Annotated in this window: 19 protein-coding genes; 2 read left to right on the forward strand and 17 right to left on the reverse strand. The window is 70.0% G+C overall.

The features are described from left to right. Positions 1–13 precede the first annotated feature (13 nt). The 15 genes from OG521_06470 to OG521_06540 all read right to left on the reverse strand — a co-directional run bounded on the left by OG521_06470 (position 14) and on the right by OG521_06540 (position 18,760). Positions 14–1,270, reverse strand: a complete 1,257-nt coding sequence (locus OG521_06470; protein WUW20456.1) for an MFS transporter — start codon at positions 1,268–1,270, stop codon at positions 14–16. Between the two features lie 213 nt (positions 1,271–1,483). After that, positions 1,484–2,212, reverse strand: a complete 729-nt coding sequence (locus OG521_06475; GenBank protein WUW20457.1) for a sulfotransferase family protein — start codon at positions 2,210–2,212, stop codon at positions 1,484–1,486. Next, on the reverse strand, positions 2,209–3,297 hold the full coding sequence (locus OG521_06480) for a M20/M25/M40 family metallo-hydrolase (protein ID WUW20458.1): 1,089 nt from the start codon (positions 3,295–3,297) through the stop codon (positions 2,209–2,211). Before OG521_06480 ends, OG521_06475 begins: the two co-directional genes overlap by 4 nt. After that, entirely contained in the window at positions 3,294–4,118 is an 825-nt protein-coding gene (locus tag OG521_06485; GenBank protein WUW20459.1) for a [LysW]-aminoadipate kinase, read from the reverse strand. The genes OG521_06480 and OG521_06485 overlap by 4 nt, the downstream gene beginning before the upstream one ends. 2 nt (positions 4,119–4,120) lie before the next feature. Beyond that, the gene (gene argC, locus OG521_06490; GenBank protein ID WUW20460.1) at positions 4,121–5,131 is read right to left on the reverse strand and encodes an N-acetyl-gamma-glutamyl-phosphate reductase; all 1,011 of its coding nucleotides are present in this window, start codon (positions 5,129–5,131) and stop codon (positions 4,121–4,123) included. Continuing rightward, entirely contained in the window at positions 5,128–5,988 is an 861-nt protein-coding gene (locus tag OG521_06495) for a RimK family alpha-L-glutamate ligase (GenBank protein ID WUW20461.1), read from the reverse strand. The genes argC and OG521_06495 overlap by 4 nt, the downstream gene beginning before the upstream one ends. A gap of 203 nt (positions 5,989–6,191) precedes the next feature. Further along, positions 6,192–7,121 carry a transketolase gene (locus tag OG521_06500; GenBank protein ID WUW20462.1) on the reverse strand — a complete coding sequence of 310 codons (930 nt, stop codon included), beginning with the start codon at positions 7,119–7,121 and terminating at the stop codon, positions 6,192–6,194. Beyond that, complete coding sequence (locus tag OG521_06505; protein WUW20463.1) at positions 7,114–7,959, reverse strand: transketolase; 846 nt, start codon at positions 7,957–7,959, stop codon at positions 7,114–7,116. Before OG521_06505 ends, OG521_06500 begins: the two co-directional genes overlap by 8 nt. 32 nt (positions 7,960–7,991) lie before the next feature. Next, positions 7,992–9,257, reverse strand: coding sequence for a DegT/DnrJ/EryC1/StrS family aminotransferase (locus tag OG521_06510; GenBank protein ID WUW20464.1), 1,266 nt, complete (start codon positions 9,255–9,257; stop codon positions 7,992–7,994). Further along, complete coding sequence (locus OG521_06515) at positions 9,254–10,330, reverse strand: BtrH N-terminal domain-containing protein (protein WUW20465.1); 1,077 nt, start codon at positions 10,328–10,330, stop codon at positions 9,254–9,256. The genes OG521_06510 and OG521_06515 overlap by 4 nt, the downstream gene beginning before the upstream one ends. Then, the gene (locus OG521_06520; GenBank protein ID WUW20466.1) at positions 10,327–10,923 is read right to left on the reverse strand and encodes a hypothetical protein; all 597 of its coding nucleotides are present in this window, start codon (positions 10,921–10,923) and stop codon (positions 10,327–10,329) included. Before OG521_06520 ends, OG521_06515 begins: the two co-directional genes overlap by 4 nt. Beyond that, complete coding sequence (locus OG521_06525; GenBank protein ID WUW20467.1) at positions 10,920–11,492, reverse strand: GNAT family N-acetyltransferase; 573 nt, start codon at positions 11,490–11,492, stop codon at positions 10,920–10,922. Before OG521_06525 ends, OG521_06520 begins: the two co-directional genes overlap by 4 nt. Positions 11,493–11,542: 50 nt before the next feature. Further along, positions 11,543–12,733, reverse strand: coding sequence for a cytochrome P450 (locus tag OG521_06530; GenBank protein WUW20468.1), 1,191 nt, complete (start codon positions 12,731–12,733; stop codon positions 11,543–11,545). A 141-nt stretch (positions 12,734–12,874) separates the two neighbouring features. Next, on the reverse strand, positions 12,875–15,517 hold the full coding sequence (locus OG521_06535) for a thioesterase domain-containing protein (protein WUW20469.1): 2,643 nt from the start codon (positions 15,515–15,517) through the stop codon (positions 12,875–12,877). Positions 15,518–15,559: 42 nt separating this feature from the next. Then, a complete protein-coding gene (locus OG521_06540) occupies positions 15,560–18,760 on the reverse strand; it encodes an amino acid adenylation domain-containing protein (GenBank protein WUW26589.1) in 3,201 nt (1,066 codons plus the stop codon). A 589-nt stretch (positions 18,761–19,349) separates the two neighbouring features. On the opposite strand from OG521_06540, the gene OG521_06545 reads away from it, so the two are divergent. Further along, complete coding sequence (locus OG521_06545) at positions 19,350–20,246, forward strand: RNA polymerase sigma-70 factor (protein WUW20470.1); 897 nt, start codon at positions 19,350–19,352, stop codon at positions 20,244–20,246. 233 nt (positions 20,247–20,479) lie between these two features. After that, positions 20,480–20,953, forward strand: a complete 474-nt coding sequence (locus OG521_06550; GenBank protein WUW20471.1) for a carboxymuconolactone decarboxylase family protein — start codon at positions 20,480–20,482, stop codon at positions 20,951–20,953. A gap of 196 nt (positions 20,954–21,149) precedes the next feature. On the opposite strand, the gene OG521_06555 is transcribed toward OG521_06550, so the two are convergent. Both OG521_06555 and OG521_06560 read right to left on the reverse strand, forming a co-directional pair. Continuing rightward, complete coding sequence (locus tag OG521_06555) at positions 21,150–22,199, reverse strand: beta-lactamase family protein (protein ID WUW20472.1); 1,050 nt, start codon at positions 22,197–22,199, stop codon at positions 21,150–21,152. Beyond that, positions 22,196–23,104: a helix-turn-helix domain-containing protein gene (locus OG521_06560; protein WUW20473.1), complete on the reverse strand. Its 909-nt coding sequence runs from the start codon at positions 23,102–23,104 to the stop codon at positions 22,196–22,198. Before OG521_06560 ends, OG521_06555 begins: the two co-directional genes overlap by 4 nt. Positions 23,105–23,108: the final 4 nt, after the last annotated feature.

The raw sequence follows: 23,108 nt of genomic DNA on the forward strand, positions 1-23,108 counted from the left end.
GTGCGGGCGGTGTTCAGGAGATCTGTTCGGCGGTCGTGGTCGTGGGCTCGGCATCGCGCTCGGCCTCCCGCAGGGCCCGGGTCGACACCCGTGAGGCGAACACGAACGCGGCGAGGGTCAGTCCGATGCCGCACACGACGAAGGTGGACTCCGGGCCCAGCCAGCGGCCCAGCCCGCCGCCGAGCACCGCGCCGACCGGCACGGCGCCGAGCACGATCAGGCGGTATCCGGCGGTGGCCCGGCCGAGCAGTTCGTCGGGGACCGCGGCCTGGCGGAGCGTGCTGACCACGATCTGGTTCAGGGCCGTGGCGATGGCCGCGAAGAACATGATGACCTCGGACAGGATGATGCTGCCGCTGAGGCCGAGGACGACGAAGCTGGCGGCGGGCACGAGCGCGGCGAGCCAGGTGACCGGGCCGCCGCCGATGACCGGGACGACCCTCGCCGCGATCAGCGAACCGATGACGGCGCCCACGGCCGGCACCGCGATGAAGATGCCGTACCAGGATTCGGAGACGCCCAGGGGACCCGTCGCCAGCAGGACGAGCAGACCACCGGTCGCCGAGGAGAACAGGTTGATCGAGCCGGAGATGAACGCCACCCGTCGCAGCAGCCGGTGGTTCCAGAAGTAGGACCAGCCCTCCCGGATGCTGCGGACGACCTCTCCTGGCGTGTGCTTGGAACCGCTGGTGTCACTCGCGGTGGGCAGCATCCGCGGCAGGGTGAGCGCGGCCAGGGCGCCGAGGGCGAAGAGCCCCGCGGTGGAGGAGAAGACCATGATCGCCGACATGGCGAACAGGGCGGCGCCCGCCGTCGGCCCGATGAAGTTGTTGATGGCCGACTGGGTCGCGAACAGGCGGCCGTTGGCCCGCTCCAGGTCGCTGCGTTTGACCAGCCGCGGCGGCACCGTCAGCGCCGCGTTGTCCACCAGTGTCTCGGCCGTTCCCGCGAGGAACACGGCCAGGTACAGGATGAGGATGCTGCGCAGATCGGCCACGAGCGTCAGGACGAGCAGACCGAAACCGACGGCGCGGATCGCGTTTCCCCACACCATGATGAGACGCCGGTCGATGCGGTCGGCGAGCGCCCCGGCCGGCAGGGTGAAGATCAGCCACGGCAGGAACTGCGCCACCGTCATGCCCGAGACCAGCAGCGGGTCCCGGGTCATCGTCACGGCGAGAAGAGGCACAGCCGCCAGCACCAGGCCGTCGGCCAGGTTGGACAGCCCCTGAGACCACCACAGTTTGGTGAAACTACGGCCCAACGTCATGTCCGCTCCTCTGTCGTCCTTGCGCTTACGCATTGCTCTGTGGGGTCGAGCACCATTCGGCGGTCCGCCGTGACCGGCGGACGCGTGCGGCCGTCGGCCCGGTCCGGACCGGGCCGTCGGGCTTCAGCGCTCATGACAACCTAATGTCCTGGCCCGTACACCGTTCGGCGCTTGCCGGGATCGGCCCGACCGGCCGGAAGGCGGCGCGTGGCACTAGGCGCCGCCTCCGCCCAGGGTCGCCGTGATCCGTTCGTAGTAAGGCAGTTGATCCTGCTCGAAGGCGAGAGCGGTCTGCTCCAGGTTCTCCGGGAACTGCTTCCTCCCGGCCGGGGCGACGCCGAGGGCGTTCGACTCGCTGGCACCGGCGTGCCAGCGTTCCGTCGTCTTCCAGCTCGCCGGCGGCTCCTTCTTGAAGTCGAGCGCCTCGGCGAGGAAGTCGATCCCCATGGCAGTGCAGTAGCGCCGCATCTCCGCCTCGGCGTCACCGGCCACCCGGTCGCCGTCGACGAGGTGCATCGGATGCCCGGCGGACGTCACCGTGGAGACGATGTCCCACAGGTGCCCGAACCCCATGGCCGGTGACGTGGCGTCGGACTGCATGACGAGGTGCGAGCGCACGGTGTCGCGGGGGTTGCGGACCATCGCGGCGTGGCGGCACCGCCGCAGGAAGTCCGGGCTCGCGCCGAGCCGGTCGAGGCGGAAGTCGGTCGTGTCCTTGAAGAAGACCGGCCGGTCCGCCGCCGTTTCGGCCAGCGCTGCCATCACCTGCTCCTGGCTCGTGCACGTACGGCCCGCGACTTCCGCCTCACCGAAGTCGCACACCCGTGAGAACGGTTCGTGGACGACGAGGAAGTCACCGCGCTCGTACATCGCACGCTCGAAGGCGGTCGACCGCGAGCGCGGAACACACCACAGCGCCAGAAGACTCGGCTGATCCGTCATGAGGCTGCCTCCGGGAGAGTTCGGTCCAGTTCGCTCAGGGCGGTCCGCAGGATGTGCATTCCGTCGAGGTACTCCTGGATCAGGATGTGTTCGTTGTCGGTGTGGTCCTGATGGCAGTCCCCCGGCCCGTACGTGGCCATCGGCACGTTCCAGGTCCTGCTCAACGTGTTCATGTCGCTCGTGCCGGTCTTGAGTTTGTGGTTGGGCCGCAGCCCTTCGAGGACGATGGCGCGGGACAGTGCCCGTACGCACACCGAACTCCGCGCCACCATGACGGCGGGCACCTCGTACACGGCCGACACGTCGACCGCCTCGCCGAGCACCGCGGAGACGTCGCGCCGCAGCCCCTCGGCCGTTGTTCCGGGCGGGGTGCGGAACACCAGCGAACACACACTGGAGAACGGTTCGAAACGGCCGTCCCTGACGACCATTCCCACGTCCTTGAAATGGTCGTTCCCCCGCGTCCCGTACGTGTCGAAGAGCCGGGCCAGAGCGCGTACCAGGATCTCGCTGGCCTTCGGTCCGGGGGTCGCGGTGTGTGTACGCGGGACATCGCAGCGCGCCTCGAGTTCGACCATTCCCTTGTAGCCGATGGTCACCGACGAGGCCCCGCTCGGCTCCCCCACGATCACGGCGTCGGGGACCGGCACGGTCGTACGGACGTGCTCCGCGCCCCGCGACCACAGCGTCTCCTCCTCGACCACGCCCACCCAGTGGATCCGGATGCCGAGGTGACGGCTGGTGAGCGCCGCGACGAGCATGGCCGTCAGCGGGCCCTTGGCGTCGACGGCCCCGCGGCCGCGGATGAGGTTCTCGCCGTGCTCGAAGGGAACCTCGCCCGGCACGGTGTCCAGGTGGCTGAGCAGCATCACCGTGCGCGTTCCGTGCCCGACCAGCGCGTGCACGTTCCCCGCGTCGTCCAGGTAGCTCTCCGCGCCGTACCCGGCGGCGAAGTCCCGCAGCCGCTCCGCCAGCTTCTGCTCGCTGCCGGAGACGGACGGTATCGCCACCACCTCGGCCAGCAGCGCGACCGCGTCGTGGTCGGTCAGCTGTCCTTCCTCGGGTCTCGCATGATGAGTCGTCATAATGTGTCCCGGCCCTTCCCGATCAGGGTTCCGCTCCCTCGTAGAGCCGCCGCGACGGGGGCGTGGACCCGGCCGTCGCAGACCTGAACCGCCTGTGCGCCCCCGCCCAGTGCCTCCACCGCGGCGGCGACCTTCATCCGCATGCCGCCGCTCAGTTCCGGCACCAGCTTCCGGGCGTCGTCCCGGCTCAGTGAGGCGATGGTGGAGGCGGGATCGTCGCGGTCGGCGAGCACCCCCGGTGTGTCCGTGAAGAGCAGCAGCCGGTCCGCGCGCCACGCCGCCGCGATCGCGCAGGCCATCCGGTCCGCGTCCACGTTGGTCGCCTGCCCGTCGGCCGTCATGCCCGGCGGGCACACGACGGGAACCATGCCGCAGGTGTGCAGGGCCTCCAGGACACGTGTGTCCACACCGACGACGCGGCCGGCGAAGTTGTCGCGCACCACGCGCACGCTGTCACCGAACACCGCACGGACCGCCGTCTTGCGTTCGGTGCGGATCAGTCCCCCGTCCATGCCCGACAGCCCCACGGCCTCGACGCCGCGCGCCGCCAGCTCCGCGATGATCCGCGGCTGGGTCCGCCCCCGCATCGCCATCATGAGAGCGGTGAGGGTCGGCGCGTCGGTGTACCGCGTGACCATGCCGTCCGGTGACCTCAAGGTGCGCCGCGGCAGCCCGAGTTCCCTGACGGTGTCGTCGATGTCCCGGGAGCCGCCGTGCACCACGATGATGTCGTGCTCGCGCCACAGGGAGGCGATGTCGTCGGCGATCGCCCCGCTGTTCTCCTGGAGGCTGCCGCCCCACTTCACCACGATTCTCGTCATGGTCACACCGGGTGCAGACCGGGAAAGGTCAGCCCGGACGTCTCCGGCAGACCGAGCATGAGGTTCATGCACTGCACCGCGCCGCCCGCGGCCCCCTTCATCAGGTTGTCGAGGCTCCCCATCACGAGGGCCTTGCCGCGGTGGTCGGCGACGATGCCGACATCGCAGTAGTTCGAGCCGAGCAGGACCTTCGGGTCCGGGTAGCGGTACGTCCCCCGCGGGCTGTTGACCAGGCGGACGAACGGCTCCGCGCCGTAGTCCTCGCGGTACATGGTGAGCAGCTCGCGCTCGCTCACCTCGCCGACCGCGACCTTCGTCAGCGTCTGCACGCCGCGCACCTGCGGGGTCGCGGTGACCGTCATCGACGCGTCCACCCGGAGCGCCTCGGACACCTCGGCCTCGTGACGGTGGTCGAAGGGTGCGAACACCCGCATCACTCCGCTGCGCAGGGCGTGGGAGTTGCCGTCGCCTCCCGAGGCGCCGCCGCCGCTGCTGCCGGTCCGCGCGTCGACCTGCACGTCCGTCAGGAGGCCCCGGGCCGCGAGCGGTGCGAGGCTCAGGATCGCGCTGGTGGCCATGCAGCCCGGGACGGCGACCCGGTCCGCGTCGACGATCTGTTTGCGGTGCAGTTCGGGCAGACCGCGGACGAACGCCTTCGCCTGCTCGCCCTGACGGCTCCAGCCGTAGTAGCGCTCCATGAGCGCGGCGTCCTCGATCCGGAAGTCGGCCGTCAGGTCGACGATCTTCGGGGCGAGCGCCGCCATGCCGTCGAGGATCTTCGCCGTGGAGCCGTGGACACCGGCGAGGAACACGAGGTCGACCGGCTCCAGGTCCTCGCGCCTGCTGTACCGGAGACCGCTCCCGCGCAGCGGTGGGTGCGCGTTCTCCACGGCACGGCCGGCGTGGGTGTCGGAGGTCACCGCGGCGACCTCGACCCCGGGGTGGTGGACGAGCAGGCGCAGCAGCTCACCTCCCACGAACCCCCTGCCGCCCACAACTGCGATGCGCTTCATACCGGTTCCTTCACCTCGATCATCTCGGCTGTGCAGGCCTCGACCATGCGTGCGGCGACGTCGACACCCGTCGCCCGCTCGAATCCCTGGAATTCCACCCGGGAGTTCACCTCGATCACCGTGTGTGCCCCGTCCGCGCGCTCGACCAGGTCCACACCGGCGATCCTCGCGCCCACGGCTGCGGCGGCCCGCACGCACAGCCGCCCGAGCTCCTCGTCCGGTGCGTGCTGCTCGACCGTCGCTCCCCTGGCCACGTTGTTCCGCCAGTCGCCGCCCGACCGGGTGATCAGGCCCAGGCAGACGCCGTCGACCACGATCCCCCGGATGTCCGGCGAACCGGGCCGGACCGCCTCCTGGACGATCACCGTTCTCGCGACCGCCGACGGCAGCGCGGCGCAGGTCTCCAGGACGGCGTCGGCCGCGTACTGGTCGGTGATCAGACCGACCCGGTTCCCCCAGGACGAGCTCAGGGGTTTGATCACGGCGGGGTAGCCGATCGAGGCGATGGCCTCCCTGCCGGTCTCCGGTGTCGGCGCCAGCAGGGTCACCGGGGTCGGCACACCGCACTGCGTCAACCGCAGGTAGGTGGACCATTTGTTGCCGCAGACCCGGGTCGCCGACGCGTCGTTCAGCGGCCGGGCTCCGAAGGCCTCCAGCGACTCCGCCGCGAGCGCCGCACGCTGGCTGGAGATCTCACGGTTGAGGACCGTCATCCCCCGCAGCCCCTCGGTGTCCTTCGGTCCGAACGACATGGCGCGGGCGTCCAGCCGGAGCACCGTGACATCGCGGCGCTCCAGCTCGGACAGGAGCCGCCGCTCCTCGTAGCGGACGGTCGACAGCAGGACCCCGACCGGCATCGGCGCTCTCCCCGGCTCATTCACCCCAGTCCTCTTCGGGCTCGGGCGCAATCGCCAGCTGCAGCGGCTGCGTCGAATGGATCTCCAGCTCGGCCGAACACCCGGGGCAGCTCACTATCTCCCCCTGATAGCTGTCCGCCGGTATCTGCAGTGTGCCGGTGCAGCTGACGCACTCCGTATCCATCTCTTCGGTCCTTTCTCGATCACTTCGGGTGGGTGACGAAACTCAGCACCTGGCGGAGAACGGATTCGGTGGTGAGTCCGCTCGCCTCCAGCAAGGACGTGTGGCTGCCGGGCGGGAGGAAGCCGGTCACGCCGACCGGGAGCCACGGGATGCCGCGGGCTCCGGCCGCCGCGGCGACCTGCGCTCCCATGCCGCCGGATGTCCACGCCTCCTCCAGCGTGACCAGCCACCGGCACTGCTCGGACACGGCCCGGCCGGCGGCTCCGGCGGATTCCGGGTCGACGGTGTGGACGTTGATGACCTGGGCGCTGTAGCCCGCCCCGGCGAGCCCCTGTGCGACCTCCAGGGCCGTGGCCAGGATCTCCGGTCCCGTGGCCACCAGGGCGATGTCGCTGCCGGGGCGGACCTCCTGGGGGATGCCGAGCTCCGGTGCGGGCAGGTCGGCGAAGACCGGCGAGGCCTTGCGTCCGAGTCTCAGGTAGGCCGGGCCGTCGTACTCCAGGCACTGTTCCAGCAGCGCGACGGCCTGGCGGGCGTCGGCCGGGACGACCACCCGCATGTGCGGCAGGGCGTTCATCAGCGCCAGGTCCTCGGTGGCGTGGTGCGTCGGCCCCAGCCAGCCGCCGCTGGCGCCTCCGTGGGTGCCGACGATGCACACCCGGCGCCGCGGATAGGCGATGTCGAGCTTGATGAACTCGAACGCCCGGCTCACCGAGAAGGCGGCGAACGTGCAGACCAGGGCGCGCCGTCCGCAGTGCTCGGCACCGGCGGCGAGCCCGATGGCGGCGTTCTCCGCGATGCCGACGTTGAGGTAGTCCATCTCGGGTGTCGGCTTGATGCTGCCCGTGTCGGTGTCGACGACCAGCACGTTGTGGCGTACGGCGAGTTCCGGCAGGGCGTCCGCGAAGACCGCCCGGGTGCTCACCCGTTCCGGCGTGATCTCAGGCATGGCCGGGCTCCCCCTTCGCGGTCGCGGTCGCCGCTGGAGCGGCGGGGCTCATGCTGGCCCTGACGCGCGCCCGCTTCCTCTCGGTGTCGAGCCGGACGAAGTGGGAGGAGGCCCGGCCCGCGAGGGCTCCCACGCCCCTGGCCTTGACCGTGCGGCAGACCACCGCCGTCGGCCCCTGCGTACGGACCGCATCGTCGAGGACCGAGCAGAGTGCCGCCAGGTCGTGGCCGTCCACCTCGACGGTGTGCCAGCCGAAGCCGGCCCAGCGGTCGGCCACCGGTGCGCCGTCGCTCACCTCGTGCACGGCCCCGGTCTGCTGGAAGCGGTTGACGTCGATCACCGCGACGAGGTTGGTCGCGTCCAGGGCACGGCTCACCTGGGCCGCCTCCCAGACCGTCCCTTCCTGGAGTTCTCCGTCACCGAGGAGCACGAACGTGTGCGCGGGTGCCGGGCCGGCCTGGCGCTGCGCCCAGGACGTGCCGTTGGCCAGCGCGAGCCCGTGTCCGAGGGAGCCGGTGGCGAACTCGACCCCGGGGACGGTGACGTTGCCGTGCGTGGCGAGCCTGCTGCCAGGCCGGCAGAAGGTGGAGACCTCCTCGCGGGTGATGAACTCCCGCTCGGCGAGGGTGGCGTAGAGGGCCATCGCCGCATGGCCCTTGCTCAGCACGAAGACGTCCCGTTGCTTCCACTCGGGGTCGTCGGAGTCGATGTTCATCGTGTGGAAGAAGAGCGCGACCAGGATCTCGACGGCGGACATCGAACCGCCCAGGTGTCCGCCTTCGGGGCCCGTGCACATGTCGACGATGTGCTCACGGACGGCGCGTGCGCGGACTTCCATCTGCGCGATGCTCGGAAGGTGCTCGGTCCCGGTCAGCGGTCCGCACCTTCCGCGAGCTTCGCCAGGATCTCCCGGTGCGACCAGACCTTCTCGACGGCATCGGCGAAGCTCTGGAGCAACGGGCCCGCGTCGGGCGGAAGATGCCGCTGCTGAAGGGTGAAACTGCGGTCGATGACGTCCTGGGTGACGGGCCATGAGGCGGGCGTCTGGCGGCACAGGGTGCGCAGCGCCGGCTGCTCGGGGACCGGCATCATCTGGTACCTGGTGACCGGCATCCCCTCCGCGCGCAGGGCCCGCATCAGCAGGTTCCGTGCCGTCGCGGTGTCCACGCCGGGCAGCAGCCGCCCGAAGTCGACGACGAAGCGCAGGATGTGCCACGCGTGCTCGTATCCGTCCGGCTCCGACGGGCAGGTCAGTCCGTCGAGGGGGCGCAGCCGGGACAGGAAGGCCGTGACGTTGGACCGGCGGGCCGCGCGGTAGGCGTCGAACCGCTCCAGCTGGCTCGATGTGTACGCCGCCTGGACGTTGTTGAGTTTCGCGTTGAAGCCCAGCCGGTGACTCACGTAGCGGCGCGGACGGTCCGGGCGGATCGTCTCCCCGAACTGGCGCAGCTGGCGCATCCGTTCGGCGACGCGCTCGTCGTCGGTCACGACGAGTCCCCCTTCCCCGCAGGTGGGGAGGTTCTTCGTCATCTGCAGGCTGAACGTGGCCGTGTTGCCGGACGCGCCGGACGGGACGCCCAGGTAGCGGGCTCCCTGGGACTGCGCGGCGTCCTCGATCACCACGCAGCCGTGGCGGCGCGCGATGTCGCCGATCGCGACCAGGTCGGCGCTGAGACCGTGCAGGTGGACCGGGACGACGGCCCTGGTCCGTTCCGTGATCTCGGCGGCCAGGCTGTCCGGGGTCATGGTGAAGGTGACCGGGTCGACGTCGGCGTACACCGGGGTCGCCCCCACGTGCACCACGGCCATCGCCGTCGCGACGAAGGTGAGGGCGGGCACCACGACCTCGTCGCCGGGGCCCACCCCGTGTGCGAGGAGGGCCAGTTCGATGGCCGTGGTTCCGTTGCTGACGCCGACGCAGTGCCGCACGCCCAGGTAGTGCGCCCAGGACCGCTCCAGCCGTTCGACGGCGGTCTCCTGGGCCGTCCGGTCGGAGACCAGGACGTTCGAGTCCAGCACGGAGAGCACCGCCGCGCGGTCCGCGTCCGTCGTTCTCGGCCAGTGCACCGGCGCGAGCTCGCCCAGGACCGGTTCGCCTCCGGTGAGGGCCAGTTCGCCCGTCGGTCCGCTGTTCATCGGGGGTCCGCCCCTTCACCCGCGAGGACGAGCCGCCAGTCGGCGGCCAGTTGTTCGTAGGCGAGCACCAGCTCGGCGCCGCGACGCGGGATCAGCTCGGTGATGCCGTCCGTCCGTGCCGCGTGGGCGCTGAGCAGCCGCACGTTGGACCACGCCGACACGACCCGGTCCGCGGACGCGGCCACTTCGAGGAGGGGGGACTGCCGTGTCCGGTGCGCGCGTTCCTGAGCGAACCGGCCGTGCAGGAAGGCCTGCGCCTGCATCGTCCAGCCGAACGTGTAGGCGCTGCGGAGTGCCTCCGGATCGCCGCAGCTGTCCTGCAGGCGCTCCACGAAGCGGCGCAGTCCGGCCCGGCCGGTCCACACCCGGTCCGAGGGGCCGGCCGTACCGTTGGTCCAGCGGTCGAGGTTGCCCCGGACCGCCTGCGCGGTCGGGACGGTGCCGGATCCGTCCGGTTGCGGGCGCACCTTCGTCGTCAGGACGCGGCCGCCGATCTCCCGGCTGGAGAAGAACACGTCCTGGGTGTCCGACGGATTGCCGGACGTCCAGCTGTTCACTAAGTGCTCCGCGGACAACCATCCCTGGAATCCGGGTGGTTGCGCGTCGGAGACGTAGAACTCCACGTCGCCCGCGGGCGTCCGGCGCCAGCCCGGCACCACGACGAGGTGCGCGGCGTGCACGTCGTGGAAGGCGGGACGGAAGGGCAGGTGGTAGTTGTCCACCGCCACGATGACGCCGGAGTGCGTCTCGATCAGGCGGATCAGGTCGTCCGCGTCCGATCCCGTCGTCCAGGCGGACTCCACGTCGTGGTACGGGCAGAGGTCGGCCGCCACTCCGCGGCTGCTCTGCGCGGGACGGTAGAACTCCTCGCACATGACATCGCCGGGCGCGAACGCGAACTCGCAGGCCGCGCCGAGCACGTCGACCGGCTCCAGCCCGTGTTCCATCAGGACGCTGCCCAGCGTGGTGTGCAGGCAGCTCAACGGGTCCTCGTACCACTGCGGGTAGGTACCGGTGACGCCGTCCCACCGGGCCGGGCGCGCTGTCGCTTCGGTCGTAGTGCCTGCGTTCACGGCCGGCTCCCCCGTATCTGCGGATCACTTGCGGAGTCGACGCCCGCCTGCCGGCCGACGAGCGTCATGGCGAAGAGGTGCACGGCCGGATTCCTGGGCAGCGACATGGCGCCGAGCGGTTTTCGCGACGTGACCGGGACGCGCTGGCACCAGAGGGTGATCCCGATGCGTTCCTGCACGTGGTGCGGGTAGTGGATGACGTCGGTGCGCAGCGCGAGATCCTCACCGAAGTCCGAGCGGCCCTCCCACAGGTCGGAGAGCGCCAACTGGTCCCGGTCCACCGTGCCGTTGGAGAAGTGCCAGGTGACGACGTCCCTGACCCGGCGTTCGCCGCATCCGATGACGTAGAGCCAGTCCCACCGCCGCTCCGGGACCTCGATCCGCTGGCCGGAGCACACGACGTTGTCCGGTCCGCGGCCGTCGAGCGGGGCGCTGCGCAGCGGGACGTCGTCCACGACGATGTCCAGGGGCGCGGGCTGGGCCGGGAGCGAGTTGCGCCAGACGTTCAGCCGGCCTTCGGTGAGGTTCTCCGGTGTGGTCGCCGCCTGGTTGTTCAGAAAGGGGTCGAGCGCGAGTATCTGGTGAACGGTCAACGCAGTTCCTTCCGTACGAGCGCTCTGCGCTGCAGGCGGGGCTCGACGACGGTGAATCCGCAGGACTCGAAGGTGCTGACCCTGCCGTGGAAGCTGCCGCGTTCGAACTCGGGCTTCCGGTCGTCCTCGGGGTACGCCTCGATGAGTTCGGCCTTCTCGTCCCGGGCCCACTCCACCGCCCGGTCGATGAGCACCCTGGCCAGTCCCTGGTGCCGGTGCTCGCGGGCCAGGTAGAGACAGACGATGGACCAGATCCGCTCCGGGTCCTCGCCCTTGAAGAGCTTCGCCGCACGGGACGTGCGCAGCCTCGGGAAGGCCGGCCGGGGGCCGGCTCCGATCCAGCCGACGGGCACGCCGTCGACCGAGCCGATGACGCCCACCCGTTCACCGGACTCGACCAGGTCGCGCAGCTTCTCCTCGCGTGCCGCGGATCCGCAGGAGGAGCGTTCCTTGGCGGTCATGCGGAAGTAGGTGCACCAGCAGTTCTCCACGAGACCTTTCGGCCGGAAGAACGTGCCGACCTCGGGCCAGTCATTCGGTCCGACCACTTTGGTTTCGAAATCGCTCATCGGTTCTGCCTTCCGCGTATGCAATCGTCGACCTTTTTCACCGGGGCCGGTTACTTCCAGGTCACTGCCAGCGGCAGACAGGTTACGCCGTTCAGGAAGTTCGAAATGAGATGCCGGGGATCACCGTCGAGAGACACGGATCGCACGTTCTTTCGCCAGAGATCGAAGAATATCCTCATGCCGAGTGCGGCGACGTGCTGTCCGATGCACCGGTGGACGCCGAGTCCGAATGCCAGATGGCGGTTCGGGGAGCGGTCCGGAATGAACCGGAACGGATCGGCGAACACCTCCTCGTCCCGGTTGGCCGAGCCGATCCAGGCGGAGACCAGGGCCCCCTCCGGCACCTCGGTCCCGGCGATCACGGTGTCCGCGGTGGCGCGCCGCAGCACATGGTTGACCGGACTCGCCCAGCGGAGCGCCTCGTCGATGAACCTCTGGTCCGTCTCCTCCTGGCGTGCGAACCAGGACCACAGCTCGTCGTCGCCGGCCAGCAGGATCAGCGTCTGGTTGATCGTCTGGGGCACGGTCGGATTGGCGCCCATGAGGAACGCGTACGCGTTCAGCAGCGGCACGTCCCGGTCCGTGTCCCCCACCACCTGGGCCGTGGCCGGGCAGCGGCCGCTCACCGAGTCGGCGGGCGGGGAGTCCTCCAGGACGCCTCCGAGTACGGACATGATGGTCGTGTGCGCCTCGAAGAGGTCGAACCGGCGCTGGTACTCCGACCGGTCCGTGTCCACTCCGCCCATCGCACGCACCGTCGCCCGGCCCGTGACGGCCCACTCCTGCTGCGGAATGCCCATCAGCAGCCCGGTGATCGTCATGGGCAGGGTGATCATGGCCTCGCAGAAGTCGAACGTCTCACGGCCGCGGACCGTCTCGAACAGCTCGGCCATGCGGTCCGTGATGCCCTGCTGGAGGCGCTGCGTCGCCTGCACCGTCATCAGCGGGGTGAAGTGCTGTTTGATGCCGGCGTGCAGCGGCGGGTCCGTGAGGTGGATCGCCGCCCCCGCCGCCACGTCGCCGTCCCCGCGCACCGTGAGCATGGTGCTGTACGCGGAGGAGAAGGCCTTGTGGTCGCCCAGGATCTCGCGGACGTCGGAGTAGCGCAGGGCCGCGAGGAATTCCTGGCCGTCGGGGGTCCGCTGCGGCTGGAGTCCGTCGCTCTTGCGCAGATCCCGCCACACGGAATGCATGTTCCGTGTCGCGTACTGCGACTCCTCGTAGAGGTCAGCCGTCATCATGTCCGAGGGTTCAGGACCCGTGAGAGAAACTCGCATCGAAAGACCGCCTTCGCAGGGAATGCACGACACTCGAACAACACTCGTACGATCCGGTGGGGGCCGGGATCGTCGGCGGCGCTGCCGCCGGAACCGCAGTCCGGGTTATCCGTCCGTCACCGTGCCTTCGCGGTCGAGCAGGCCGATGTTCTCCGCGCATTTCATGTAGAAACGCGAGGCGACCGACCATTCGGTGATGCCCTGGGCACCCAGCACCTGCATCGCGCCGCGGACGACGCGCACCATGGCGTCCTGTTCCACGAGCTCGAACCGCCGCACGGCAGCCTCGTCCACGTCCGCCACGTTGTCCGCGAGTTCCCGGAGCCGCACACTCAGGGCGTTCAGCTCGGCGTAGCCGCGGATCAGCGGGAACATCAGCGCGTCGAGCTCCACCAGCTGCCGGCCGAACTGCTCGCGGGCACATGCGTGTTCCCACGCACAACGGAACAGCCCGATGCCGAGTCCCAGCACGTAGGCCGCGTGACGCAGCCGGCACGCGGGTTCCCCGCAGCCGTGGGAGGTGTCGCCGGATTCCGGCGGGCGGCACGGCCGGTAGGCGTTCTCGTAGCCGAGGTAGCCCGTGCTCAGGCTGATCGCGCAGCCGAGCGTGAGGCCGAGACCGAGACCGCCCTCGTCCTCGGGGCGCTCGATCCCGTCGAAGCCGAGGTCGGACAGGGTCTTCGCCAGGGCCGCGCGCCGGGCCGGTGAATCGGCGAACAGGGGCTCCACCCTGACGCCGGCGCCGACGGGCTCCAGGACCTCCAGGACGGTGTCGGCCACCTCGCCGCCGAAGCGGTTCAGGATCCCCAGACAGCGCCCGGAGAACTCCTCCTTGAGATCCGCCGAGATGGTGGACAGCATCATCTCCGAGGTACCGGCGGACAGGGTGAGGCCGGGCGACTCCGTCAGCGCCGAGAACAGCTCCTCGTGGACCAGCTCATCGGTGCCGGATGCCCTGCCGAGCGAGCTCCAGCGGCGCAGCACCTCGTGCCCGACCTGCTGGCACGTCTCGCTCGTGTACAGCTTGGCGACGGCGGTGTCGATCGCCCTGACGTCGTCCCGCAGGAAGACCTCGGTCGCCGAGCGGGCCAGGGTGGTGGCGCATTCGACCTGCCCTTCGAGCCGTTCGAGGTCCCGGGGCAGTCCGGTCGCCCCGCGCAGGGCGTTCAGCCACCGGGCCGCCCTGACGACGTGGTCGATGCCGGTGCGTTCGATGGCCAGGGCCCCGTCCAGCAGGGCCCATCCGCGGCCCTCTTCGCCCACCCGGCGCCAGCTCTCGGCCTCGACGTCCTGGAGGCGTACCCGGCACATCCGTTCGCGCTGCACCGTCTCGACGAGCTCGACGCTCACGCCGTCGGCCGCCAGGTCGATGACGAAGAGCGTGATGCCGTCGTACTTGTTCCCGCCCTGTCCGGTGCGCGCGGCCACCAGGGCGGAGCCCGCGAGGTCACTGTAGATGCTGAACACCTTGACGCCGTTGAGGACGTAGCGGTCGCCGCGCCGCTCGGCCCTGGTGCGGAGCGCGGCGAGGTCGCTGCCGGCGCGCGGCTCGCTGTAGAGGACGGTGGAGAACTCCTCGCCCCTGCTGATGCGCGGGAGCAGTTCGCGCTTCAGCCGGTCCGAACCGGACTTGAGGACGAAGTTGCCGACGATCTGCACGGTGAGCGCGTGGACGAGGTCCGGCAGTCCGGTCGCGCAGAAGCCCTCGAACAGCTCGATGGCAACGCGCGTCGGCATGCCCCCGCCGCCGGACTCCCGGGGCCAGTCGGGCGTGAGCAGTCCGCGCCGGCCGAGCTCACGGTAGGCCTCGGAGATGGCTTCCGGGTCCATCCGCCTGGCGCGGATCACGAGATCACGCCAGCGCGGGGTGTCCACGAGTTTCGCCAATGACGCGTGTAGATCTGACGCGTCGAACTCCCGTTCCTCGGCGCGCCGTTCCGGCTCGCCCGGGGCGGTGACGGGTCGCTCGTCCCTGATGATCTGCTCGATCACGGCGACGTTGTCGGCGTCGCCGAGCAGGCTGTAGTGGTCACCGGGCAGATCGTGGAGGCGGACGTCGCCCGTGGTCGCCGTGTGCCAGTCGGAGATGAGGGACTCCACGGCCCGTACGGAGACGACGTCGAGGTCCCCCGGTGTGGGCCGCCACCGGCCGACCAGCCGCCGGTTGTGCGCGAAGATCTCCAGCCGTTCGGCGAACGTCTCCGGGTCCATGTCGAGCACCGCGGCGGCTTCGTCGCTCGTGTCCGCCGTGACCTCGTCGTCGCGCCCGCTGAGCCTCAACGCGTCGTGCAGGAAGCCCTGCACCGCTTCGGCGGGCGTCCACTCCGGGACCTTCCCGGTCGCCCAGGTGGAGTCGAGGAGCACCACCTTCGGGCGGTTCCCGCGTGCCGCGAGCAGGCAGGCGATCTCCCAGGTGAGTGCGCCGCCGAAGGACCAGCCGCAGACCACGTCGACCTCGGGGCAGTCCTCGCCCAGGCTCTCGACATAGCGCCGGGCAAGCTCCTGCACCGACTCGGCGGGCCCGCCGTCGGCGAGCGTCCGCGACGACGCCTCGATGCCGAAGCACCGGTGGTCGCCGAGTCTGCGGACCAGGGGCTGGTAGGCCAGCAGGCTGCCGCCCACCGGGTGGGCGAACAGGAGCACCCGGCCGGAGGCCGCCGAGCGGCTCAGTTCGATGAGAGAGGATGATTCCGCCGTCGCCGACCTCGTACGGAGATAGGCGTTCAGGCGCTCGCCTTCACGTTGCATCACACGTTCCCTGCTGCCGTCGCGATCCATGTCCTGGGGTACTCACTCGGACAGCAGCCGGGTGACGTCCTCTTCTGTCATCTGATCGATGGCCTGCTGGAGTTCATCGGGGGACAGACTGGCCAGCCTGGAGCGTTCGACCTCCAGGGCCAGGCTCTGCACGCTGGAGTCCGCGAAGAACGCCGCCAGCGAGATGTCGGTCGCGAAGATCTTCTTGATCTTGGACACCAGCTGGGCGGCCTGGAGGCTCGTACCGCCCAGGTCGAAGAAGCTGACGTTCTTCGCGAAGTCGGTCCTGCCGAGGATCGCGCCGAAGGCCTGGGTCATCATCTTGCGTTCGACATCGGTGAGCCGGTCCGTCGGCTCCGGCTCCGCGGCGGCTCCGACCCCCGGCAGCGCGCGTTCGTCGATCTTGCCGCTCCCGTTGATGGGGAGTTCGTCCAGCAGGACGAACCTGCTGGGCACCATCGTGGACACCAGGTGCCTGCGGCAGTGGTCACGCAGCGCCGATTCGGAGACGTCGGGCGCTCCGCCGGTCGCGCAGTAGGCGACCACACGTTTGTGGTCCTCGTCCTGCTGGACCTGCACGAACACGTTGCGCACTCCGCGGGCGGCGCGGATGGCACTCTCGATCTCACCGATCTCGATGCGCACACCGTTGATCTTGACCTGTTTGTCGGCCCGTCCGACGTACACCAGCCGGCCGTCACCGTTGTGCCGTGCCAGGTCGCCGGTCAGGTAGAGCCGCGCCGACGGGTCGTCGCCCACCGGGTCGGGGATGAAACGCTGCCGGTTGTCCTCGTCACGGTTCCAGTACCCCGCGGCGAGCCCGACCCCGCCGATGGCCAGCTGCCCGATGACGCCCTGGGGCACGGGCCGGTTCTGTGCGTCCAGCACGTACGCCACGTGGTTGTCCATCGGTCCGCCCATGGGCAGGGCGGCGGGCGACAGCGGTTCCTTCAGCTCTTCGACGATGCTGGTGACGGTGCACTCGGTGACGCCGTATCCGTTGAAGATGCGGCGGCCCTTGCCCCAGGCCCGTACGAGTTCGTGCGAGAAGGCCTCGCCGCCGACGAACACGATGCGCAGGTCACTGAGCGGGGCGGGATCGAGCAGCTTCATGACCGACGGCGGCAGGTCGGTCACCGTGACGCGGTGCTCCTCCAGGAACCGCTGGACGCCCGCCATGTCGAGGCGTGTCGCGGACGGTACGAAGTGGAGCGACGCACCCGTCAGCAGGGCGCCGAACATCTCGAAGACCGACACGTCGAACCCGCACGAGGCATAGCCGAGGAAACGATCCTCCGGAGTGAGCTCGAAGAGTGTGCGTACGTTGCGGATGAACCCCAGGATGTTGTCGTGGGTGATGAGCACACCCTTGGGTGTGCCGGTGCTTCCCGAGGTGTGCATCAGATAGGCGACGGCGTCCTTGCCGGGGCTCTCCGCGGGCGCGGGCGCCGCGTCCGGGAGGTCCGGGGGCAGCCGGAACTCCAGCGCGGGGGCGACACCGGCCGTCGTCGCGTCGCAGACCACGCTCCGCAGCCCGGCGTTGCCGACGATCGACTCGATGCGGCCCGGCGGGTTCATCGCGTCGATCGGGACGTACGCGGCGCCCAGGGCCATCAGTGCCAGCACGGTCGCGGGGAAGTCGGGGGACGGTTCGAGCGCGACGCCCACCCGGTCGCCGGCACCGATGCCGAGCGAGGCGAAGTGGGCACGGAGCGCCTCCGCCCGGCGCCGCAGGGCACCGTAGGTCAACGTCGCGTCGGGGGTGCTCACGGCCGGGCGCTCGGCGTGCTCGTCCGCGACGGCACAGAAATGCGTGAAGACGTTTCCGGTGGGCGACGGCGCCACGCGGCCCTTTCCGACAACCGCCTGCACCGCACGGGATTCCTCGTCATGGGCCCACGACTGTTTGATACTGATATCCGGCAGGGAAACGGCCCTGCGCAGTATTCCGACGAATACGCGCTGCATGGTGGCGATCGTCGCCGCGTCGAAGATATCGGTGTTGTACGCGGTATGGATCTCCAGATCCGCACCGTGCTGCGTGACCGTCCAGGACTGGAAGAACTTCGCGTGCGTGGTGTCGGGCTCGTTCTCGGTCGCGGTAAGTCCGTCGAGCCTGAGCGGTTCGGCCCACTCGTTCATCGTCAGCGTGTACTGGAACAAGGTGGAGCGCGATGACTCACGTTTGACGCCGGCTCCCGCTATGACCTCTTCGAGCGGGAGCTGCCCGTGGGACTGTGCCTCACGGAAGCGCCGCTGTACGTCCGACAGGCATTCCCGGAACGTCGCGTTGGGGTCGATCCGGCAGCGTAATGGCAGCATGTTGATGAAGAAGCCGATGGTTCTCTCACATTCGGCTTCGGTACGGTTGGCCGTCGGCATTCCGAAGATGACGTCCTCGGATCCGGAGTATCTGTTGTAGAGGCATTCCATCGCCGTCGCATAGACGGTGATCGGCGTGGTCGACAGGGACGAGGCGAGATCGTTCACCTGCGCCGCCAGACCCTGCCAGGTGTCCACCTCCGCGGAGCCGGCGTACGTTGTCTCGGGCGGGAGAGGCCGGTCACCTGGTATGTCCATGACATCTACGCCTCGGAGTGCGCCCGCCCAGTAGTCCACGCTCTCCTGCCAGGCCCCCGCGCTCATGCGCTTGCGCTGCCACACGCTGAAGTCGGCGAACTGAACGGTCGGGGGCTCGATCTTGGGCTGGGCGCCGATCCGCCGCGCGTTGTACTCCCGCTCGAGTTCCTCGAAGAAGATCGACGTCGACACACCGTCGAAGATGATGTGGTGCACAAGGAAGCCGAAGTAGTGGAGGCCGGGACCGACGGTGACCAGAGTGGCCCGCCACAGCGGAAACTCCGTCAGGTCGAGCGCGGTCGCGGCGAGTTCGTCCATGAGCCGGCCGGCTTCGCTCTCGGATTCCGCGGTCGTCCTCTCGATGACGATCTCGGGGGAATCCACGATGCCCTGGAAGTACTCGTCGTTCTCCACGAGCACATAGGTCCGCAGCGCCTCGTGGCGCATGACGATACTGGTGAGTGCCCCGGTGAGGGCCTCGACATCGAGATCACCCTCCAGCCGGAACAGGAATGCGACGTTATAGGTCGACATCCCGGTCCGTAACCGGTCGACGAACCACAGGGTATTCTGCGAATGCGAGAGCGGAATATTGTTCCGGTCCTGGCGCGGCCGGGGTCCTTCAGTGATCTTGGCACGTGCACGTGCCAGCATGCCCGCAAGCGACTGCTTCTTATCCATCGCGGTTTCGTCGTGCACTGAACTCACCAAAGCTCCCTTGACGTCACATGGCGATCAAAAGCAGCAGTTCTGCGGGCATTTCAGCAGTGCGGGTACGGGAACACACAACTCCAATGTGCGTTCCGACCCCGGGATACCCTGCCGCACGGAATCCAGGAGGTCAAGGTCGCCCAGGACCCGCATCACGCGGGCGGACCCCTAAACGTTCCCCGGAGTTGTGAAGGTTAAGACCCGATTAGTTGGTATCTTCAACTAAAAATGTGCGCATTCATGATCATTCAATGTTCGAGAAACATTCCGCTTTCACCGCACGACCGCCGGGTTCCCGCTGATGGGACGAGAATCGCCCCGCACGGACGCCGGAGTCCGGTCGTCCGCTTGCATGGCGTCGGCAGTACGGCACAACACGTTCGTACGCTCATCCGGGGCGCCGTCACCCGCAGGTTCCTCGCTCGCGACCGGATCCCCCGCCCTTGAATGGTTGCGTCCGGTCGGCCGGTCGAGGCCGTACCTTCCGCGGGCGGACTTGTAGCATCAGGCGGACGCGGCCGGAAGGACGACCATGCACGACGGCGCCGATGCCAACTCCCTCGAGCGGGCGACGAAGGACTTCCTCTCGGTACGCCCGCGGCTCTTCGGTATCGCGTACCGCATGCTCGGCAGCGTCACCGAGGCCGAGGACATCGTCCAGGAAGCCTGGCTGCGGTGGCAGAAGGCGGACCGCGCCGACGTCCATGAACCGGCGGCCTTCCTGACCACGGTCACGACACGTCTGGCCATCAACGTCGCCCAGTCCGCCCGGGTGCGGCGGGAGTCGTACGCAGGTCCGTGGCTCCCCGAACCGGTCAGCACCCTGGCCGACCCGTATCTGGGCGCCGAGCGGGCAGAGGCGCTCGAACTGGCCCTGCTCCTGCTGATGGAGAAGCTGAACCCGCCGGAGCGGGCCGCCTACGTCCTGCGGCTGGCCTTCGACTACCCGTACAAGCAGGTCGCGGACATCCTGGAGACGAGTGAGGCCAACACCCGCCAACTGGTCAGCCGTGCGCGCAAGCACCTGGCCGCCGAGCGCCGGGACCGCGTCAGCCCGGCCAAGCACCGACGGCTCCTGACCGTGTTCCTCAACGCCGCGCAGACGGGCGATCTGGCGGCGCTGGAAGACGTGCTCACGGCTGATGTCGTCAGCATCTCCGACGGCGGCGGAATACGAGGCGCCTCCAGGATCCCGGTCGTCGGACTCCCCCACGTCTCCAGGTACCTGGTCGCCTTCGCGCCGCGCTTCTGGCCCCCGGCGCAGGTGCGGTGGGTCGAGGCCAACGGGCAGCAGGCCGCTCTCGTCTCGGTCGGCGGGGAGCCCGTGGCCCTGCTCTCCCTCGATGTGTCGGCAGAGGGGATCGACCGGATCATGTGGGTGATGAACCCCGCCAAGCTGGCGCCCTACGCCGCCTCCTTGACCGCTTGACGTGTCCGGACACGTGCCGCACGGACACGTGTCATGAGGGCCGTCACCCTGGCTCGCTCCCGACCGGGACACAGCCGCCTCCGGTCACGGCGGGAACCACAGGCCGGCGTCGGCCGGCTCCCTCTCCGACGGCGACGACGACGGCATGCGCGGCACCGGCCGCGGGCCCCTGTCACATTTCCGCGGCCCGCGCTGTCAGTAGTGCGTATCTGCAACTCGGCCAGGAGAAGACCATGGAATCGCGTCTCGACTACTTCGGGAATCCCCTCGCGGGCAAGGTGCTGAAGCACATCAACTCGGCGGGCAAGATCGTTTCGGATTCGGGCCTGCCGTCCGTGACCCAGGAACTGGTGAAGATCCGCGCCAGCCAGATCAACGGCTGCGGCTTCTGCACCGACATGCACACCAAGGACGCCACCGCCGCCGGGGAGACACCGGCGCGCCTCAACATGGTCGCCGCCTGGCGGGAGGCCACCGTCTTCACCGAGGCCGAGCGTGCGGCCCTGGAGCTGGCGGAGCAGGGCACCAGGATCGCCGATGCCTCTGGTGGCGTCACGGCTGAGGCCTGGGCGAACGCCGCCAAGCACTATGACGAGGACCAGCTCGTCGCGCTGATTTCGCTGATCGCCGTCATCAACGCCTACAACCGCATCAACGTGATCAACCAGCAGCCCGCCGGGAGCTACCAGCCCGGCCAGTTCGGCTGACGGAGCCACCCGGACCGGCCGGGCACCCGTGGTTCCGTCTCCACGCCTCCCCGGCCCCGGCGCCCGTGTCGGCGGCGCCCGGTTCGCGGACTGGCCGGCTCAGCAGCAGTAGCAGTAGCAGTAGCAGTAGCCCACGGTGGATGAGGCGGCCCCCGGCGCAGGGGGCCGCCTCATCCGCAGGAGAGGAATCCGTCCGTCACCCTCCGATCGTGTGGAACTCCCGCCGCAGCGCCACGAATCCGCGCTCCTCGCGGCTGGGGTGGACCCGGTTGGTGAGCAGGATCGCGTAGCGGCCGGCCTCGGGGTCGATCCACAGGCTGGTGCCGGTGAAGCCCGTGTGGCCGTACGAGGCCGGGCCGAAGGTGTCGCCCACCGGTGAGCCGACCGGGTCCTGTCCCTGCCAGGCCAGTGTCCGGCGCAGGTTGAGGTGGTCCGTGCGGGGTGTCGTCATCAGGGTGAGGGTGTCCGGCTCCAGGAGCGGTGCGCCCCCGTCGAGCAGGCAGCGGGCCAGGAGCTCCAGGTCGGTGAGGGTGGAGAAGAGGCCGGCGTGCCCGGCGACTCCGCCGAGGACCACGGCGTTCTCGTCGTGCACCTCGCCGACGACGGTCCGGCCGCGCCACGGGCAATCCTCGGTGGCCACCGCGCGGCTCCGGTCGGCCGGTCCGGGGCGGAAACCGGTGCCGGTCAGGCCGAGGGGCGCGCCGACGAGGTCGGCCATCAGCTGCTCCAGGCCCTGGCCCGCGGCCTGTTCGGCGATGAGGCCGAGCAGCATGAACCCCTGGGAGGAGTACGTCACTCGTGTGCCGGGCTCGGCGTTGCGCGGCAGCGGGCCGAGCGCCCGGAGCAGTGACGCGCGCGTGGGGTGGTCCCGGTAGAGCGGGACGCCGCCGGGCAGGCCCGCGGTGTGGTCGAGGAGCTGGGCGACCGTGCGGGCGGCGTGCGGACTGTCCGAGTAGCGGGGCAGGTGGTGGGCCACCGTGTCGTCGAGACCGAGGACGCCCCGGTCGACGAGTGCCATGACGACCAGACCGACGATCGGCTTCGTCACGGACGCGAGGTCCCACAGGTCGTGGCCGTCCAGCGCCGGCCCTTCGAGTGCGCGGGTGCCGGTCCAGCCTCGGTCGTACGGTCCTGCCGCGTCGCCCAGCGACCAGGCGGCGCCCGAGTAGAGGCCGGACGCCCGGCCGTCCTCCAGCAGGCGGCGACGGGCGGCGGCGGAGGTTGTCCGCGGGCTTTCGGCGCTCATCGCGCCTCCCCCGCCCCGGCCGCCTCGGCTCCGCCTGTGCCCCATGGGGCGCCGTCGCCGGCGACCAGTCCGAGCCGGGCGCCGGGCTGCGCGGCCAGGCTCGCCGACACCGCGGCCGCGGCGGAGCGCACCATCGGTCCGTACAGCTGTGCCGCGGCCTCGTCGAGCGTGAAGGCGAGGCCGGTCAGCACGACGGCGCCGACCGCGCGGCCCGTCGCGTCGCGCACCGGGGCGGCGAGCGCGCGCCGGTCGAGCCAGGCGTCCGTGCCGTCGAAGGCGTAGCCGTCACGGGCCGCGGCGGTCAGGGCCGCGCGCGTCGCGTCATCGGCGGGTGTGCCGTCGGGTCCTGCCGACAGCGGCTCGCTCTCCTCGGGCGGCAGGGCGGCCAGCAGGGCGAGGCCCGCCGCGCCCGCGGTCACCGGTTCATGGAAGCCGGGGGCCAGGTCGAGCCCGAGGCCCTGGGCGGGCGCGCGGACGTCCAGGTGGATGACGGTGCGGTCGTCGCGCACCGCGTACGAGGCGAACAGGCCGGTGCGTACGCGGAGTTCGTCCAGGACCGGGCCGACCCTGCGCATCGCGGCATCGTCGGCGAGCGCGCCCGCGGCGAGCCCGAGGAGCCGGGGACCCGGCCGGTAGCTGCCGCCCGACGCCGCTTCCGCGTACCCCGTCGCGGCGAGCGAGCGCAGCAGCCGGTGCACGGTGGGCTTGGCGAGGCCCGTCCGGCGGGCGAGGTCGGCGAGGCGGTGCGGCGCACCCGCCCCGGCGAGAGCCGCCAGGACCTCCATCGCCTTGTCGACCGGTCCGGGAACGGGCGGCGCGGCGTCCCCTCCCGGGCCTCCGGAGGCGCCGATGGGCGCTGCGGCGGAGGCCTGCTTCTGCGAACGACTGTTGACCGGTTTCCCCATGTGG

Origin of the sequence: Streptomyces sp. NBC_01463 (genome assembly GCA_036227345.1) — a bacterium.
GTDB lineage: Bacteria > Actinomycetota > Actinomycetes > Streptomycetales > Streptomycetaceae > Streptomyces.

Excerpts from the sequence above, each read along its gene's own strand:
- OG521_06485 (WUW20459.1), bottom strand. The coding sequence starts at position 4,118 with ATGACGAGAATCGTGGTGAAGTGGGGCGGCAGCCTCCAGGAGAACAGC.
- OG521_06475 (WUW20457.1), bottom strand. The coding sequence starts at position 2,212 with ATGACGGATCAGCCGAGTCTTCTGGCGCTGTGGTGTGTTCCGCGCTCG.
- OG521_06555 (WUW20472.1), bottom strand. The coding sequence starts at position 22,199 with ATGAGCGCCGAAAGCCCGCGGACAACCTCCGCCGCCGCCCGTCGCCGC.
- OG521_06480 (WUW20458.1), bottom strand. The coding sequence starts at position 3,297 with ATGACGACTCATCATGCGAGACCCGAGGAAGGACAGCTGACCGACCAC.
- OG521_06510 (WUW20464.1), bottom strand. The coding sequence starts at position 9,257 with ATGAACAGCGGACCGACGGGCGAACTGGCCCTCACCGGAGGCGAACCG.
- OG521_06505 (WUW20463.1), bottom strand. The coding sequence starts at position 7,959 with ATGGAAGTCCGCGCACGCGCCGTCCGTGAGCACATCGTCGACATGTGC.
- OG521_06530 (WUW20468.1), bottom strand. The coding sequence starts at position 12,733 with ATGATGACGGCTGACCTCTACGAGGAGTCGCAGTACGCGACACGGAAC.
- OG521_06500 (WUW20462.1), bottom strand. The coding sequence starts at position 7,121 with ATGCCTGAGATCACGCCGGAACGGGTGAGCACCCGGGCGGTCTTCGCG.
- OG521_06540 (WUW26589.1), bottom strand. The coding sequence starts at position 18,760 with ATGCTGGCACGTGCACGTGCCAAGATCACTGAAGGACCCCGGCCGCGC.
- OG521_06550 (WUW20471.1), top strand. The coding sequence starts at position 20,480 with ATGGAATCGCGTCTCGACTACTTCGGGAATCCCCTCGCGGGCAAGGTG.
- OG521_06535 (WUW20469.1), bottom strand. The coding sequence starts at position 15,517 with ATGCAACGTGAAGGCGAGCGCCTGAACGCCTATCTCCGTACGAGGTCG.
- OG521_06560 (WUW20473.1), bottom strand. The coding sequence starts at position 23,104 with ATGGGGAAACCGGTCAACAGTCGTTCGCAGAAGCAGGCCTCCGCCGCA.
- OG521_06545 (WUW20470.1), top strand. The coding sequence starts at position 19,350 with ATGCACGACGGCGCCGATGCCAACTCCCTCGAGCGGGCGACGAAGGAC.
- OG521_06495 (WUW20461.1), bottom strand. The coding sequence starts at position 5,988 with ATGCCGGTCGGGGTCCTGCTGTCGACCGTCCGCTACGAGGAGCGGCGG.
- OG521_06525 (WUW20467.1), bottom strand. The coding sequence starts at position 11,492 with ATGAGCGATTTCGAAACCAAAGTGGTCGGACCGAATGACTGGCCCGAG.
- OG521_06470 (WUW20456.1), bottom strand. The coding sequence starts at position 1,270 with ATGACGTTGGGCCGTAGTTTCACCAAACTGTGGTGGTCTCAGGGGCTG.
- argC (WUW20460.1), bottom strand. The coding sequence starts at position 5,131 with ATGAAGCGCATCGCAGTTGTGGGCGGCAGGGGGTTCGTGGGAGGTGAG.